16 protein-coding genes, 1 tRNA gene and 1 pseudogene are annotated in these 14,817 nt (G+C 64.3%); 15 read left to right on the top strand and 3 right to left on the bottom strand.

The window, feature by feature from the left end:
- The first annotated feature begins 3 nt into the window (after nt 1-3).
- The 9 genes from Q1V43_RS10435 to Q1V43_RS10475 all read left to right on the top strand — a co-directional run bounded on the left by Q1V43_RS10435 (nt 4) and on the right by Q1V43_RS10475 (nt 6,877).
- On the top strand, nt 4-465 hold the full coding sequence (locus Q1V43_RS10435) for a TadE/TadG family type IV pilus assembly protein (protein WP_300517460.1): 462 nt from the start codon (nt 4-6) through the stop codon (nt 463-465).
- Nucleotides 462-1,115: a TadE/TadG family type IV pilus assembly protein gene (locus Q1V43_RS10440; RefSeq protein WP_300517462.1), complete on the top strand. Its 654-nt coding sequence runs from the start codon at nt 462-464 to the stop codon at nt 1,113-1,115. Before Q1V43_RS10435 ends, Q1V43_RS10440 begins: the two co-directional genes overlap by 4 nt.
- Nucleotides 1,116-1,455: 340 nt before the next feature.
- Nucleotides 1,456-2,142 carry a DUF6629 family protein gene (locus tag Q1V43_RS10445; protein ID WP_300517464.1) on the top strand — a complete coding sequence of 229 codons (687 nt, stop codon included), beginning with the start codon at nt 1,456-1,458 and terminating at the stop codon, nt 2,140-2,142.
- A gap of 36 nt (nt 2,143-2,178) precedes the next feature.
- Nucleotides 2,179-2,754, top strand: coding sequence for an RNA polymerase sigma factor (locus Q1V43_RS10450; protein WP_300517466.1), 576 nt, complete (start codon nt 2,179-2,181; stop codon nt 2,752-2,754).
- Nucleotides 2,755-2,981: 227 nt separating this feature from the next.
- Nucleotides 2,982-3,128 (top strand): hypothetical protein, encoded by a 147-nt coding sequence (locus Q1V43_RS10455; protein ID WP_300517469.1) that lies wholly within the window; start codon nt 2,982-2,984, stop codon nt 3,126-3,128.
- Between the two features lie 16 nt (nt 3,129-3,144).
- Entirely contained in the window at nt 3,145-4,338 is a 1,194-nt protein-coding gene (locus Q1V43_RS10460) for an NAD(P)-binding protein (protein WP_300517472.1), read from the top strand.
- Entirely contained in the window at nt 4,335-5,669 is a 1,335-nt protein-coding gene (locus Q1V43_RS10465; protein WP_300517475.1) for a cyclopropane-fatty-acyl-phospholipid synthase family protein, read from the top strand. Before Q1V43_RS10460 ends, Q1V43_RS10465 begins: the two co-directional genes overlap by 4 nt.
- 294 nt (nt 5,670-5,963) lie before the next feature.
- Nucleotides 5,964-6,053: transfer RNA gene (locus Q1V43_RS10470), tRNA-Ser, on the top strand.
- 200 nt (nt 6,054-6,253) lie between these two features.
- On the top strand, nt 6,254-6,877 hold the full coding sequence (locus tag Q1V43_RS10475) for a c-type cytochrome (protein WP_300517478.1): 624 nt from the start codon (nt 6,254-6,256) through the stop codon (nt 6,875-6,877).
- Between the two features lie 38 nt (nt 6,878-6,915).
- On the opposite strand, the gene Q1V43_RS10480 is transcribed toward Q1V43_RS10475, so the two are convergent.
- Complete coding sequence (locus Q1V43_RS10480; RefSeq protein WP_300517481.1) at nt 6,916-7,602, bottom strand: GntR family transcriptional regulator; 687 nt, start codon at nt 7,600-7,602, stop codon at nt 6,916-6,918.
- Between the two features lie 102 nt (nt 7,603-7,704).
- Here Q1V43_RS10480 and Q1V43_RS10485 point away from each other — a divergent pair, with 102 nt between their 5' ends.
- The 6 genes from Q1V43_RS10485 (at nt 7,705) to Q1V43_RS10510 (ending at nt 13,453) form a co-directional block, all read left to right on the top strand.
- The gene (locus Q1V43_RS10485; RefSeq protein WP_300517484.1) at nt 7,705-8,307 is read left to right on the top strand and encodes an amino acid synthesis family protein; all 603 of its coding nucleotides are present in this window, start codon (nt 7,705-7,707) and stop codon (nt 8,305-8,307) included.
- On the top strand, nt 8,279-9,085 hold the full coding sequence (locus Q1V43_RS10490) for an alpha/beta hydrolase (protein ID WP_300517487.1): 807 nt from the start codon (nt 8,279-8,281) through the stop codon (nt 9,083-9,085). The genes Q1V43_RS10485 and Q1V43_RS10490 overlap by 29 nt, the downstream gene beginning before the upstream one ends.
- Nucleotides 9,082-9,999 (top strand): flavin reductase family protein, encoded by a 918-nt coding sequence (locus Q1V43_RS10495; protein ID WP_300517488.1) that lies wholly within the window; start codon nt 9,082-9,084, stop codon nt 9,997-9,999. The genes Q1V43_RS10490 and Q1V43_RS10495 overlap by 4 nt, the downstream gene beginning before the upstream one ends.
- A gap of 3 nt (nt 10,000-10,002) precedes the next feature.
- Nucleotides 10,003-11,040, top strand: coding sequence for an LLM class flavin-dependent oxidoreductase (locus Q1V43_RS10500; RefSeq protein WP_300517490.1), 1,038 nt, complete (start codon nt 10,003-10,005; stop codon nt 11,038-11,040).
- Between the two features lie 20 nt (nt 11,041-11,060).
- Nucleotides 11,061-12,524 carry an aldehyde dehydrogenase gene (locus tag Q1V43_RS10505; RefSeq protein WP_300517492.1) on the top strand — a complete coding sequence of 488 codons (1,464 nt, stop codon included), beginning with the start codon at nt 11,061-11,063 and terminating at the stop codon, nt 12,522-12,524.
- A gap of 65 nt (nt 12,525-12,589) precedes the next feature.
- Nucleotides 12,590-13,453, top strand: coding sequence for a DUF1989 domain-containing protein (locus Q1V43_RS10510; protein WP_300517496.1), 864 nt, complete (start codon nt 12,590-12,592; stop codon nt 13,451-13,453).
- 9 nt (nt 13,454-13,462) lie between these two features.
- Here Q1V43_RS10510 and Q1V43_RS10515 read toward each other — a convergent pair whose 3' ends face one another.
- Together Q1V43_RS10515 and Q1V43_RS10520 are read right to left on the bottom strand one after the other, a co-directional pair.
- Nucleotides 13,463-14,449, bottom strand: coding sequence for an aldo/keto reductase (locus tag Q1V43_RS10515; protein WP_300517498.1), 987 nt, complete (start codon nt 14,447-14,449; stop codon nt 13,463-13,465).
- Nucleotides 14,446-14,817: pseudogene (locus Q1V43_RS10520) on the bottom strand (purine-nucleoside phosphorylase); the annotation flags it as partial. The gene Q1V43_RS10515 and the pseudogene Q1V43_RS10520, both read right to left, overlap by 4 nt.

Consider the following 14,817-nt stretch of genomic DNA (forward strand, 5'->3'; position numbering starts at 1 on the left):
CGAATGTTCCGCAATGACAGCGGGGCGGCCCTGGTCGAGTTCACAATCCTGTTGCCGCTGATTCTGCTGGTCTTTGCGGTCGTGATCGAAGGGGGGCGGTTGATGTGGGCCTATCAGAGCGTGAACGCAGGCGTCAGGGATGCGTCGCGATACCTCGCGCGAATTGCTCCCGAAAGCGTCTGCTCGGGGGGCTCGCTTGCTGCCTATCAGCCCACTCTGGAATCAATTGTGCGCAACCGGATCGACGGTGCCTCCTTCCTGCCGTCGGGTATCACCGTGAACGCGGTCACGCCCTCGCTGACTTGCGTTGCCGGAACGTTCCGCGTGTCCCCGGCACCGGTGGCCCAGGTCACGGCAAGCCTGACCGTGACCTTTCCCTTTGCAGGTGTCGTTGCCTTCGCGGGGGGCGCGCTGGGCACGGTCACAACGTCGATTTCCGATCAAAGCCGGGTATACGGCCTGTGAAACAGATCGTGCCACATACCCGTTTGTGGAACCTGGTCAGGCAGCTGCGCCAGTGCGAGAGCGGTACCACGCTTGTCGAACTCGGCCTGCTCATCCCTCTCTACCTGTTAATCTTCCTGGGGCTAATCGATTTCGGCCGTATGGCCTTCCACTACGTGTCCATGGAAAAGGGCATGCAGGTTGCGGCCCGGGTCGCAACCGTGCGCCCCCCGGCATGTTCCGGCGTTCCGACCACCAACGACCGGGGAACGTCAACCGTCGTTCCCGCGGCCAGCTACGGCACGAAATGCAGCGCCGGGGCCGGTATCTGCGCAAATCCCGGGACCATCAGCTGCGCTGGCAGCACGACAAACGCCACCGCGAACGAAATCTGGACCATCGTCCAGGGGACATTCCCCAATTCCGCTACCGCCGCCAACCTGCGGTTTATCTATACCTACGACAACAACCTGGGCTTTCTGGGCGGCCCCTATGTGCCCACGGTCACGATGGAGGTTCAAAACCTCGACTTCGAATTCGTGAACCCTCTGGGTGTGCTGGTTGGGTTGGCAACCAGTTCTGCGGCCACTGGCCTGGGGGCCGACATTCCGTTCCCGGCGCTGAGCGTCACTCTTCCGGGTGAGGACCTTGCAATGGGCGAAGACGGGTGATCGTCGTTCACCCCGCGCAGCGCGCTTTACACGCGCCGCGACTTGCAGGCATGGATTGCTGACAAACAAAGGGCAAGCCCCAGCAATGCGTCTTTCGAGCGGTCCTGTACCGAGTTGATATTTAACGAAAAGCTGGCAACCCTCTGAAGGGTTCGAACCACTGGCCCGCCGACTGGATGTCGGCAGGTGGTTCAGAACCCCTCGAAATTGACTCGCCGCCCATTTTGTCATTACCGTCGGTAAAGCCGATAACAAACCCGAAGAGGCGATCGCCAATCGCCGGACGGCCTGCTGACAACAGCGGGCTGCCACATGTACACCCAACGTGAGGCCTTTCTGTATGTGCCTTTCACAAACCGTCAGTTTTACTGCCAGCACCTTACTGGTCATCGGGGGTGGCTATGCCGTCACGCGCGCGTGGACGATCAACCGTCGATACCTGCCGGTGGCGCTGATGCCGGTCTTTGCCGGGCTTCAGCAGTTCATGGAAGGCAACGTCTGGTGGGGTGTGAACACCGGCGATCCGGTCACGACGCTTTTCGGCGCTTTGGGGTTCATCTTCTTTACCTGGTTCATGTGGCCGTTCTGGATTCCGCTGGCATCCTGGGTACTGGAGCCGCCAGACAGCCGGCGCCGCCCCTGGATGGAGGCGATGTCGGTGGCGGGACTGGCCTTCGGGCTGGCGCTTTACGTGCCGCATCTTGTCAATCCCGACTGGGTTCAGGTCACTGTCAACCGGGACTCGCTGGCCTACGAGGGCACGATGATCCTCGACTATCTGATGCCGCGCTGGATGACCTACGTGATCTACCTTTTCCTGATCATCGCACCACCGGCGATCTCGACCTATTATCACATGCGCTGGTTCGCGCTGACCGTCGTCGCGGTGGTCGTCGTCGATATCCTGTTCCTGCGCTATGCCTATATCTCGTTCTTCTGCCTGCTGGCCGGTCTTGGCACCCTGCATTTGATTTACATCATTGCGCGAAACAAATGCGCGCGCGAATGTCCGGTCCTGTTTGCCTGAGCAGGCTCGCAACCATGCGAAGAAAGGACGGCGATCATGTGCGGGTCCAAAAGCGGGGCGCGTGACGACCACGCCCCTGAAGATGTCGGCCTCGAAACGGCGCTTTCCACGAACCGGAGCGCGTTTCTGGGCTTCCTGATCAAGCGGCTGGGGAACCGGTCTGACGCGGAGGATGTGCTGCAGGAGTTCTGCATCCGGGTTCTTGCGCGAAAGGAGCAGTTGCGCGAGGTCGGGCGGATGGACGCCTGGCTCTACGCGGTGTTGCGCTCGACGCTCAATGACCACTACCGGAAGGCGGGCAGGCACAATCGCCTGAAGGATGCGGTTTCGCTGGAAGCGAAGTCGGCAGCGGTCGCCGAAGATCCGATCGACGGCATGGACCTGATCTGCAAATGCGTCAAAGGGCTGGTCACGGAATTGCGCCCGTCCGATGCCAGCCTGATCCAACGCATCGACATCGACGAGACCGACCGTGCGACTGTGGCAGCGGAGCTGGGGATCAAACCCGGTACGCTCAATGTCCGGCTGCATCGCGCCCGTGCGGCATTGGCGGATACGTTGTTGACGCATTGCGGACCCTGCTGCCGCGACGGTTTCGAGGATTGTTCCTGAGCGCCGCCTGATGGATGGCGGGCAACGATCAGCCGCTGGCCGCGTCTTCCTTTCACGCGGCAACGCCATGCCGTGACCGCGAAACCATCGCCAATCCCCGCGTGGACATCCCCCTTGGCCGGCTCGGACGGAGCCGGAACCCCTGCGCAACTTGTAATGAAAGCGCGCGGCGAGCGTCTTTCTATCAGGGGTGTTCAGACAGCTTCAAAACAGGAAGGAGACACGAAATGTTCGGTATTCTGACCATCTTGGCAGTTGCGGCCACGGGTTTGCTGGCCGCCGTGGCCTTCGAAATGTCCCCTGCGCAAAAAGGCGTTGGACGCGCAGTTGTTCGCGTTCCCGCAGGTTCGCCGCTCCGGCGGCGGCAGTTCTGACGCCGAAGGTCCGGGTTTGACCGCCAAACTGAACGAGGTTGCGATGCGAGACTTCGGCCAGATAACCATTGTCGGCGCAGGGCCAGCCGGCCTGGCCTGCGCGATCGTTCTGGCGCGTAGTGGTGCCAGGGTCGTCGTGCGCGAGTGGAAGGATCGTGTGGGGCATCGGTTCCACGACGATTTCCAGGGGCTGGAGAACTGGAGCGCCGAAACAGACGTTCTGGATGAATTGACCAGGGCCGGGATCGCCAGCGACTTCGACCACCATCCCATCGACAGGGGCACGGTCTTTGACCCTGCCGGGCGACGGCACGACGTTCGAGGAGGAAGGCCGCTCTTCTACCTCCTGCGCCGGGGTTCGGGCGAGGGCACGCTCGACCGCGCGCTTCTGGCCCAGGCCCTCGCCGCTGGCGTCGAGGTCCGTTTTGGCGACCGGGTGCGCGCCTTCGACGGCGCGGGCATCCTGGCCGCGGGGCCGCGCGAGGCCGGGGTCATCGCCGCCGGACATATCTTTGACACCGACATGCGCGACGGGGCCTGGCTGGCGCTTGGCCACAAGGTCGCGCCGGGCGGCTATGCCTATCTTTTGGTGCAGGGCGGGCGCGGTACGGTGGCAAGCTGCATGTTCACGGGCTTTCGCGATCAGGCGCGGCATGTCGAGTCGGCCGAGGGCTTCTTTCGCGCCCAAGCGGGACTGGAGATGCGAAACCCGCGCGCCTTCGGAGGGTACGGCGCCTACCGGTGGCCGCGCAGTGCTACCCAGGGCGGACACCCGGTCATCGGCGAGCACGCGGGGTTTCAGGACGCGCTTGCCGGGTTCGGGATGCGCCATGCGATCCGGTCGGGCGTCCTGGCGGCGGAATGCCTGCTCGACGGCGGCGACTATACCGCGCGGTGGCAATCGGAGCTGGGCCCATCGCTCAAGGCGGGCATCGTCAACCGATGGATGTTCGGCCTTGGCGGAGAGTTCGGGATGCGGCTTGCCTGCCGCAGGTTGGCACGGGGTGACGCGGGCGACGTGCTCCGCCGCGCCTATGACCTGACGACCTTCCGGCGGCTGATGCTGCCGCTCGCCCGCCGCCGTTACCGCAAAATGCTGGCCGACCCGAGTTGCAGCCATACGGATTGCGATTGTGTCTGGTGCCGCCACGGCGATCACGGCGATCACGGCGTGGAAGAGGGGAAAATCATCTTGGGAGGAACAACATGACCCAGCTGACAATAGGACGCTTCACGTCGCCGGGCCACCGCGCGCCTGTTGCGCTCCGGCTTCTGGACCACGCTCTGCGCAAGTTGATCCGACGCGGGACTCTTCAGATCCATCTGCCCGATGGCGAAGCCAGGACGTATGGCGACGGGGCGCCCGTGATCGCAATCGCCATCCGCGACTGGCCGACCTTGCGCCGGGTCGTGGCCAATCCCGACCTCGCTGTCGGTGAGGCCTGGATGGACGGCACGCTCAGGATGGAGCGGGGCGACCTCTTTTCATTTCTCGCCCTGTGCCTGGAGAATTTCGAAGGCACCCCGAAGCATTGGTTGTGGTGGGCAAACAATCGCCTGAGGATGGCGGTCAGGTCTTTCATGATGCACAACCCGGTCGGCCGGGCGCGTCGCAACGTGGCCCATCATTACGATCTGGGCGACGGGCTTTATGATCTCTTCCTTGATCGCGAACGTCAGTATTCCTGCGCCTATTTTGAGGATCCCGGTGACAGCCTCGAGGCCGCTCAGGTGCAGAAGATGCGCCATATCGCTGCCAAGCTGCGGCTGGAGCCCGGCCACAGGGTGCTCGACATCGGGTCGGGCTGGGGCGGGCTGGGGATGTATCTGGCCCGCGCCTCGGGCGCCGAAGTGACGGGCGTGACCCTTTCCGTGGACCAGCAGCGCCACGCCTCCGAGCGCGCCGCGCGCGAAGGCCTGGCCGACCGCGCCCGGTTCGAGTTGCGCGATTACCGGCACCAGAAAGGCCGCTATGATCGGATCGTCTCGGTCGGCATGTTCGAACATGTCGGCGCAGGGCACTACGTCGAATTTTTCACCAGACTCGCGGAACTGCTTGAAAATGACGGCGTGGCCCTGCTGCACACGATCGGCAGTAGCCGGGGGCCGCGTGCGCCTGATCCATGGATCACGAAATACATCTTTCCGGGCGGCTACGTACCGTCGCTTTCGGAAATTGTGCCGGCGATCGAGCGGGCCGGGCTCATCGTCACGGATCTCGAAGTGCTCCGCCTGCACTATGCCGAAACGCTGAGAGCCTGGCGCGAACGGTTCCTCGCGCGGCGGGCAGAGGCGGCGACGCTCTATGACGAACGCTTTTGCCGGATGTGGGAATTCTATCTTGCGTCCTGCGAAGCGGGCTTCCGGTACAACCGCCTCGTTGTGTTCCAGATCCAGCTCGCGCACCGGCTGGACGCTGTGCCGATGACGCGGGGGTACATCGAAACCGATAAACGCAGGTTACGGAATCCTCGCGACACGGCCGGGGTGGAAAAGGTCGGACCTTCCTCGCAACAGGAGGAGGATGTCGGAGCCGAATGAAGGAGCGCATGGTGACGCCAATCGTCGTTTGTGCGTTCTCCTCCCGACGCTTCCGTATCTGGACAATGACGACAGGATCGCGGGGCCACGCAAACCCTCTTCCAGGAGTAACAGTAAACGCGCTGCGCCGCCCGGGAGGCAGAGGCGGAATACAAGCCCGTTTTTCGCCCGAGCGCAGTCCCGGTCACGTCCGGTTCGGGCCGATTTGGAAGTCTGGACACATAGTGTGAAAATTACGCTAAGCCTTGATTTTCGGCCTTGTTTCTCTGATCCGTGGCACATATACCGGCCAACGGAGACGTGGCCGAGTGGTCGAAGGCGCTCCCCTGCTAAGGGAGTAAACGTTAACGCGTTTCGAGGGTTCGAATCCCTTCGTCTCCGCCACTAAACATGAAACTCTCGTTTTATCCCAGTTGGTTGAATGTGCGCCGGGTTGGATGGAGTCTCAACTTTGTCCCCTCTTTTGGATTTCAATGAGACGCGTTTCGTCCCGTTGCCTTCCGTCGGTGCGGCAATTTGAACGGTCTCTTTCCCTATGGGTTTTGCTAAATTTCCTCGCATTCCAAACTGGCTGGAGTTCAAATATGCACAAGGTGGCAATCCTGCTGGCGGTTCTGATCTCAGCCACAACTGCCCGGGCGCAGGGCGGCGTGGACCTCAGTGCGCTGATGCGGGACACCTGTTCGCATTGTCACGGCGACACGGGGGATGCGTCGAGCCGCATGTATCCGCGTCTGGCGGCCCAGAACCGGGACTACCTGGAAAAGCAGTTGCGCAACTTCCGGGACGGCAGCCGGGTGAGCGACATCATGAATGCCATGGCTGCGGCGCTGACCGATGCTCAAATCGTGGCGCTGGCGGAGTTCTACAGCGCCCAGCCGGCCGAAAAGCACCGGGTGCGGACATCGAAACGCGCCTTGGAGGCGGTCGGTTCCTACATCTACCACGAGGGCAACGAATACACGCAGATCCCACCCTGCGCCGACTGCCATGGCGAGTTCGCCGCCGGGGACGAGAACCTGCCGCGTCTGGCCGGACAGCACAGGCATTACGTCGTCGAACAGCTGATGGCCTTCGAGAACCGTTCCCGCACCAATGACAACGCAATCATGCATTCGATCGCCAAGAACCTGACCGAGCTGGAAATCAACGCGGTCGCGCTCTATGTCAGCGGGCTGGTGGAGGAGGGTGGAGCCGAGGGAAACTGACGCGACGCTTTGGTGCGCCATCTACACCGTTCGCCGGATCAGGCGGGCGTTTCCTCGCCTGCCAGCAGACGTTCGGCAATCTGCGTGGCGTCGTCCAGATGGCGGGCCACGGCGGCTTCGGCGGCCTCCGCGTCGCCTGACCGGATCGCATCGCAGATAGCCTGCATATGCGCCCCACCGGGTTGTTCCCGGTCGGTGGTCGACAGGGTCATGCGTCGCAAGCGGCTGATGCGTCCGTTCAGGCGCTGCACGATCTCCCAGGCGATCCTATGCCCGGCGCCCTCGAAAATCTCGGCATAGAAACCCGAGGTGGCCTGAAACAGTGCTCCGGTCGATTCCATGGTCAGCGCCTGTTGCAGCCGGTCCAGCGCCTGTTGCAGCCGATCCGCGCGTTCCGGGGTGATCCGTTCGGCACAGGTGCGGGCCGCGGCGGTCTCCAGCATGCGGCGGATCGCGTAGATCTGTCGCGCGTCGTCCCAGCTCATCGTAGCCACGATCGGGCCGTGACCGGGCAGGATGTCCACCAGCCCTTCGGCCTCGAGGTAGCGGATCGTCTCTCGTATCACGGTGCGGCTCACCCCCAGCTGTTCGCACAGAGGCCGTTCGACAAGCCGTTCACCCGGCTTGAAATGCCCCTCGATGATCGCATTGCGCATGCGGTCCTGCACGATGTCACGCAGGGTTGTTGGTGGCTGTTCGATTTTCGATAGGGCACCGTCGGTCATGTGGTGTTGATAGCAACCGGGGCAGGTCAGGAGCAAGCGGATTGACATAACGTAAGATGGTATACCATATTACGATTAGAGAATCGCAACACAGGTGCCGCCATGCCCGCCGAAATCCGCAAGACGCTGCTTCATGTCGAAGATACCCTGATCGAGGGCGGCAAGCGGGCCGAAACACCGCTGAAGATGATTGCCGCCATCGCGGTGATCAAAAACCCCTGGGCGGGCCGGGGCTTCGTCGAGGATCTGCGCCCCGAAATCCACGACTGCGCGCCCCATTTGGGAGAGCTGCTGACCGGCATGGTCCTGGACGCAGCCGGGGGCGGGGATACGGTCGAGGGTTACGGCAAATCCGCCATTGTCGGCGTGAATGGTGAGGTCGAACATGCCTCGGCACTGATCCATACCCTGCGCTTCGGCAACCACTACCGCGAGGCGGTGGGAGCGAAGTCCTACCTTGCCTTTACCAATACGCGCGGCCCCGCAAACGCACCTTTGCAGATTCCGCTGATGGACAAGAACGACGGCGGGCGGCGCAGCCATTACCTGACGATCCAGCTGTCCGTGGCCGACGCGCCGGGGCCGGATGAGATCGTCATCGCGCTGGGCGCCTCGGTCGGCGGGCGGCCGCATCACCGGATCGGCGACCGCTACCAGGACCTCAAGGAGCTGGGCCATGACCTCGACAACCCTGCCTCTGTCTGACGGAGGCATCCTGTCCTTTCGCGAGGCGGGGCGGGGCGCACCGGTGGTGCTGATCCACGGGGTCGGGCTGCAGTCGGCGGCCTGGGGGCCGCAAGTCGAGGCGTTGGCCGGAACCCATCGCGTCATTGCGCTGGACATGCCGGGTCACGGTGGGTCAAGCCCCCTGTCCGAGGGCGCGGAGCTGCCGGAATACGTCGCCTGGCTGGCCCGCGCCTTGGTCGCGCTGGGGCTGGAGAAGGTCAGCCTGGCAGGCCATTCCATGGGTGCGCTGATCACCCTGGGGTTTGCGGCCACACACCCGGAATGCGTTACCCGCGCGGCCCTTCTGAACCCGGTCTATCGGCGCAGCGCCGAGGCCCGCGCGGCGGTGGTTGCCCGTGCCGGAGAAATCCGGCAGGGCGGGATCGACCCCGACACACCGCTGAGCCGCTGGTTTTCCGACAGCCCCGCCGACCGGACCGCCCGCGCGGATGTAGCCCGCTGGTTGGCGGAGGTGAATCCACACGGTTATGCCACCGCCTACGGGGCCTTCGCGCGCGGGGATGCGACCTATGCCGGCCGGATCGGCGCGATCACCTGTCCGTTCTGGACCATCACCGGCGACGGCGACCCGAACTCCACCCCCGGCATGGCCCGGGCCATCGCCGAAGCCGCCCCGCGAGGCCGGGCTTTGGTGATTGCAGGCCACCGCCATATGGTGAACCTGACGGCCCCGGATGCAGTCAACGCGGCGCTGCGCGACTGGCTGACCTGCGACACGGAAGGAGCGACCCCATGACCCAGATCGATCCCCGCGCCTTGCGCGATGCCTTCGGGGCCTTCATGACCGGCGTGACCGTGGTCACGGCCCATGACGCCGATGGCAATCCGCTGGGCTTCACCGCCAACTCCTTCACCTCGGTCTCGCTCGACCCGCCGCTGGTGCTGGTCTGCCTGGCCAACAGCTCGCGCAACTACCAGGCGCTATCCCAGGCCGAAGGCTTTGCGGTCAACATCCTGGCGGAAACGCAGAAGGATGTCTCAAACACCTTCGCCCGACCTGTCGAGGACCGTTTCGCCGCGGTGGACTGGCGCCCCGGCCCACATGGATCGCCGGTATTCGACGGGGTATCCGCCTGGTTCGACTGTTCCATGTTCAACACGGTTGATGCAGGCGACCACCTGATCCTGATTGGCAAGGTGGAAGCCTTCGACAACACGACCCACCCCGGTCTGGGCTATGCGCGCGGCGCCTATGTCACCCCGGCCGCCGAGGCCGAGGCGCTGAGCCGCAGTACCCATCTACGCATCTCGGCCCTGATCGAACATGGCGGCAAGGTGCTGCTGCTGGACGACGGCGAAGGCCGCCTGACCCTGCCGGAAACCGATGTCGGCAAGGAAGGCGCCTCTGCCGCGCTGGCCCGGCTGATCACCGAAAGCGGCACCGACGCCGAACCCGGCTTCATCTATTCCGTCTACGAAGACGACGCGCGCGAAACGCAGCACATCTCGTTCCTGTGCCAGGCCGGTGGCGATGCCGCCAGTGAGGGCCTGTTCACCGAGCTCACCAAGTCGACCCTGATGGGCATCGCCGATCCCGTAATCTGCACCATGCTCGAACGGTTCGCGACGGAAAGCCGGATGGGGAATTTCGGGGTGTATTTTGGCAATCAAGTCACCGGCAGGATCGCCCGCGTGACATCAGGGAGTTGAGGCATGAAGTTCTCGCTTTTTGCGCATATGGAGCGCATTTCCGCCGCCGAGGATCAGAAGCGGCTCTATGACGAGTTTGTCGAGCTGTGCAAGATCGCCGACCGGGGCGGGATGCACGCGGTCTGGACCGGCGAACACCACGGGATGAATTTCACCATCGCGCCGAACCCGATGCTGAATCTCGTGGACCTGGCCCGCCACACAAAGAACGTACGTCTGGGTACGGGCACGGTGATTGCGCCGTTTTGGCACCCGATCCGCCTGGCAGGTGAGGCGGCGATGACCGACATCATCACCGAGGGCCGGTTGGAACTGGGTATCGCGCGCGGGGCCTATGAGTTCGAATATGAACGGCTGATGCCAGGCATGGATGCCTGGGAAGCAGGCCAGCGTCTGCGTGAACTTGTGCCTGCCATGAAGGCCCTGTGGCAGGGCGATTACGCCCATGAGGGAGAATTCCACCAGTTCCCCAAGACCACCTCGGCGCCGCAACCGGTGCAGGATGGCGGCCCGCCGATCTGGGTTGCCGCCCGCGACCCCAACAGTCACGAGTTTGCCGTCGCGCAGGGCTGCAACGTGCAGGTCACGCCGCTGTGGAAGGGGGACGAGGAAGTCACCGACCTCATGGGCAAGTTCAACGCCGCCTGCGGCAAATTCCCGGACCAGCCCCGCCCGAAGATCATGCTGCTTCAGCACACTTACGTGGCTGAGGATACGGCGGACGTGAAACGAGGGGCCGAGGAGCTGAACCGCTTCTACTGCTATTTCGGCGCCTGGTTCATGAACAAGCGCGAGATCACCCAGGGGCTGATCGAACCGCTGACCGAGGAAGAGATCGCCGCGCATCCCTTCTACTCGCCCGAGGCGATGGAGCGTGACCTGGTCATCGGCACGCCGGACACGGTGATCGAACGGCTGAAGGGTTACGAAGCGCTGGGCTATGATGAATACTCGTTCTGGATCGACAGTTCGATGAGTTTCGAACGCAAGAAGGCCTCGCTGGAGCGGTTCATAAACGAGGTCATGCCCGCTTTTGCGTAAACCGGGCAGGGGAGGGAAAGATGCAGCGTTTTCAGCACTATATTGATGGCGGCTTTGCGGATGCGGTGAACGGGTTCGACAGTCTCGACCCCGCCACCGGTGCCGCCTGGGCGCAGATGCCGGCCGCCACGCCGGCGGATGTGGACCGGGCGGTCGCGGCGGCGGAACGTGCGTTTTTCGCCCCCGACTGGGCGCTGATGACCGCCACGGCGCGGGGCAAGCTGCTTCTGCGGCTTGCCGATCTGATCGCTGAAAACGCGCAGCACCTGGCCCAGCTCGAAACCCGTGACACCGGCAAGATCATTCGCGAAACCTCCGCCCAGATCGCCTATGTCGCCGAATACTACCGCTACTACGCCGGTCTGGCCGACAAGATCGAGGGCGCGCATCTGCCCATCGACAAGCCCGACGTGGAGGTCTGGCTGCGCCGCGAACCGATCGGCGTGGTCGCCGCCGTGGTGCCCTGGAACTCGCAGCTGTTCCTGTCGGCGGTGAAGATCGGCCCGGCGCTGGCGGCGGGCTGCACGGTGGTTCTGAAAGCGTCCGAGGACGGGCCCGCGCCGATGCTGGAGTTCGCCCGCCTGTTCGACAAGGCCGGCTTCCCGCCCGGCGTGTTGAACGTGATCACCGGGGGGCCGGAGGTCGGCGCGACCCTGACCGCACATCCGAAAGTGGCCCATGTCGCCTTTACCGGCGGGCCGGAGACCGCGCGCCATATCCTGCGCAACTCGGCGGAGAACCTGGCCTCCACCTCGCTGGAACTCGGCGGTAAATCGCCCTTCATCGTGTTCGACGACGCTGACCTGGACAGCGCGGTGAACGCGCAGGTGTCGGGCATTTTCGCCGCCAGCGGGCAGAGCTGCGTCGCGGGCTCGCGCCTTGTGGTGCACGAGGGGATCAAGGACGCCTTCCTCGCCCGGCTCAGCGAAAAGGCCGAGGCAGTGGTGATCGGCGCGCCCGGCGACATGGCGACCGAGGTCGGCCCGCTCTGCACCGCGCGCCAATGCGACACGGCCGAACGGCTGGTGGCCCAATCGGTGGCGCAGGGCGCGCGGTTGATCACCGGCGGCAAACGGCTGGAGCGCGACGGCTTTTATTTCCCGCCCACGATCCTGGATTGCGACGGTGTGCCTGACGCGGCCAGCCTGTCGAACGAGTTCTTCGGTCCGGTCCTGTCCGTGGTCAGTTTCAAGGACGAGGCCGAGGCCATCGAGATTGCCAACAATACGCAATTCGGCCTTGCCTCGGGTCTGTTCACCCGAAACCTGACCCGCGCCCACCGCATGATCCGCGCCATTCGTGCGGGTATCGTCTGGGTCAATACCTACCGCGCCGTCAGCCCGATTGCGCCCTTCGGCGGGCACGGGCTGTCCGGGCATGGCCGCGAAGGCGGGATCGAGGCCGCGCTGGACTACACCCGGGTCAAGGCCGTCTGGCTGCGCACCTCGGACGATCCGATTCCCGATCCTTTCGTAATGCGCTAGGGCTTGCTTCACGGCGCGCCATCGTGTTCCTGTCAGGGCCTGATCCGGTCCGCCGAGGAGAGCCCATGAAACCCGACACCCCCGCCCACGCCGCGCCCCAGGACGCCGAGGCCCGCCGCGCGATCAAGCCGGTGGTCTGTTACCCGCCCGAAACGCTCCCGGTCCCGGATCTGGCCACATACGCTGTCGTACGGGAAGGGGCCGTGAAACTTGGCGAGACCCTGATCCCCGCCCGTGACGCGCGCTGCTTCGAGGTGCCTGCCGGGCATTTCTTTCGCATCTCCTCGGTCGAAGGTCCGCAGGTGGGCGACCTGAACCTGTGGAACGCCGCCGATCTGACCGAACGTTTCTATTCCGGTAAGACCCGGGCGCTGCATGGCACCCATCTGTCCACCGGGGACCGCATGTGGACGAGCTTTCCGACCCTGCGTCCGATGGCGACAGTGACCACCGATACGCTTGACTGGTATGGGTTCGACACGTTCGGCGGCTCGGTCCATGACGTGATCGGCACGCGCTGCGACCCCTATACGCACAATCTTCTGGCGGGCGGGCAGTATCACCATTGCTGTCATTCCAACCTGACCCGGGCGCTGGCCGATCACACCGGGCTGAGCCTGCGCGAGGCCGAACCCCATGTGCATGACGTGTTGAATGTTTTCATGTGCACCGGGTTTACCCGCGATACCGGGCAGTATTTCATGAAGGCAAGCCCGGTGCGCCCCGGCGACTACCTTGAGTTCTTCGCCGAGATTGACCTGCTGGGCGGGCTGTCCGCCTGTCCGGGCGGGGATTGCGGGTCAGAACACAGCTCCGACACCGCGGCCTGCCATCCGCTGCTGGTCGAGGTATTCAAACCCGCCCGCGCGCCCGAAGGCTGGGCCCCGGCCGGGCGCAACCTTTATGATCGCAGCCACGGGCGGGGGTGAGGCGCACGATCAGCAGTAACGCTCGATCCCGACGATCTGCGCGTCCGAATAGCGGTCGCCATGGGCCCAGCCGGGCGGCATGATCCGGTCGATCTCGGCGCGGTCGTCGTTGGTAAACGCGATCTCGGACGCGTCGGCCCAGTCGCGCAGGTGGTCCGCCGTGCGGGTGGCCGGGATCGGCACCAGGTGGTCGCCCTGGTCCAGCACCCAGGCAAGCGCGGCGGCGGGCACGGACCAGCCCCTTGCGCGGCAGAACTGGCGGAAGCGCTGGATCACCGCCTGATTGGCCGAGAGGTTCGGCTCGACGAAACGCGGGTTGGCATGCAGGAAGGGCAGGGCCTCGGCCCGGCCGTTCGGCATGGGCGTGTCGGAAAAGATGCCACGCCCCAGCGGTGAAAACGGCACGAATGTCGTGCCAAGCTCCTTGCAGGCACGGATCAGCCCCAGGTCGGGCTGGCGCGTCCAGAGCGAATACTCATTCTGCACTGCCATCACCGGCGCCACGCTGGCGGCGCGGCGCAGGCTGTTGGGTGCGATCTCGGAATAGCCGAAGCCGCCGATCAGCCCCTCTTCGCGAAAGCCCTCCAGGGTCTCCGTCACCTCTTCGATCGGGATCGACCAGTCGCGGCGGTGTACGTAATAAAGCGCCACCCGGTCCACGCCCAGCCGGGTCAACGAGCCTTCCAAAGCGCGGCGCAGGTGCGGTTCGGAGTTGTTGTTTTCCCCCCGCGCGCCGCCCAGAACGATGCCGCCCTTGGTGGCGATCTGAAACCGGTGGCCGCGGTCGGCCATCCAGTCGCCGATAATCTGCTCGGACAGCCCTTTTCCGTAAAGCTCGGCGGTGTCGAGGAAGGTAATCCCCGCCTCGCGCGCCGCATCCAGTGTGGCAAAGCTCTCTTCCCGGGTGGTCTTGCCGTAGAACCCCGCGAAACTCATGCATCCCAGCGCGATGGCAGATACCTCGGGGCCGTCCCGCCCCAACCGCCGCATCTTCATGCGAAGGCCGCTTCCAGGGCAATCTCGACCATGTCGCCGAAACTCTGTTCCCGCTGGTCGGCAGGCAGCGCCTCGCCGGTCTGCAGGTGGTCCGACACGGTCATGATTCCCAGAGCACGAGCGCCGTGGCGCGCGGCGAGCGTGTATAGCTCGGCCGCCTCCATCTCGACCCCCAGCACGCCGTGGCGGGTCATCTGGTCGGTCAGGTCGGACCGTTCGTCATAGAAAGTGTCCGAGGAATAGATCCCGCCCACGTGTACGCCACAGTCACGGGTGCGCGCGGCGGCCACGGCGGCTTCCAGCAACCCGTAATCGGCGCAGGGCGAAAAGTTCAGCTCGCGAAAGAGGGTGGAAGACGGGGTGCCCAC

Source organism: Aliiroseovarius sp., from assembly GCF_030148435.1.
Taxonomy (GTDB): domain Bacteria; phylum Pseudomonadota; class Alphaproteobacteria; order Rhodobacterales; family Rhodobacteraceae; genus JASBTN01.

Coding starts and splice junctions, on each gene's coding strand:
- Q1V43_RS10435 (WP_300517460.1), top strand. CDS start 4: ATGTTCCGCAATGACAGCGGGGCGGCCCTGGTCGAGTTCACAATCCTG.
- Q1V43_RS10445 (WP_300517464.1), top strand. CDS start 1,456: ATGTGCCTTTCACAAACCGTCAGTTTTACTGCCAGCACCTTACTGGTC.
- Q1V43_RS10450 (WP_300517466.1), top strand. CDS start 2,179: ATGTGCGGGTCCAAAAGCGGGGCGCGTGACGACCACGCCCCTGAAGAT.
- Q1V43_RS10455 (WP_300517469.1), top strand. CDS start 2,982: ATGTTCGGTATTCTGACCATCTTGGCAGTTGCGGCCACGGGTTTGCTG.
- Q1V43_RS10465 (WP_300517475.1), top strand. CDS start 4,335: ATGACCCAGCTGACAATAGGACGCTTCACGTCGCCGGGCCACCGCGCG.
- Q1V43_RS10475 (WP_300517478.1), top strand. CDS start 6,254: ATGCACAAGGTGGCAATCCTGCTGGCGGTTCTGATCTCAGCCACAACT.
- Q1V43_RS10480 (WP_300517481.1), bottom strand. CDS start 7,602: ATGACCGACGGTGCCCTATCGAAAATCGAACAGCCACCAACAACCCTG.
- Q1V43_RS10485 (WP_300517484.1), top strand. CDS start 7,705: ATGCCCGCCGAAATCCGCAAGACGCTGCTTCATGTCGAAGATACCCTG.
- Q1V43_RS10490 (WP_300517487.1), top strand. CDS start 8,279: ATGACCTCGACAACCCTGCCTCTGTCTGACGGAGGCATCCTGTCCTTT.
- Q1V43_RS10495 (WP_300517488.1), top strand. CDS start 9,082: ATGACCCAGATCGATCCCCGCGCCTTGCGCGATGCCTTCGGGGCCTTC.
- Q1V43_RS10500 (WP_300517490.1), top strand. CDS start 10,003: ATGAAGTTCTCGCTTTTTGCGCATATGGAGCGCATTTCCGCCGCCGAG.
- Q1V43_RS10505 (WP_300517492.1), top strand. CDS start 11,061: ATGCAGCGTTTTCAGCACTATATTGATGGCGGCTTTGCGGATGCGGTG.
- Q1V43_RS10510 (WP_300517496.1), top strand. CDS start 12,590: ATGAAACCCGACACCCCCGCCCACGCCGCGCCCCAGGACGCCGAGGCC.
- Q1V43_RS10515 (WP_300517498.1), bottom strand. CDS start 14,449: ATGAAGATGCGGCGGTTGGGGCGGGACGGCCCCGAGGTATCTGCCATC.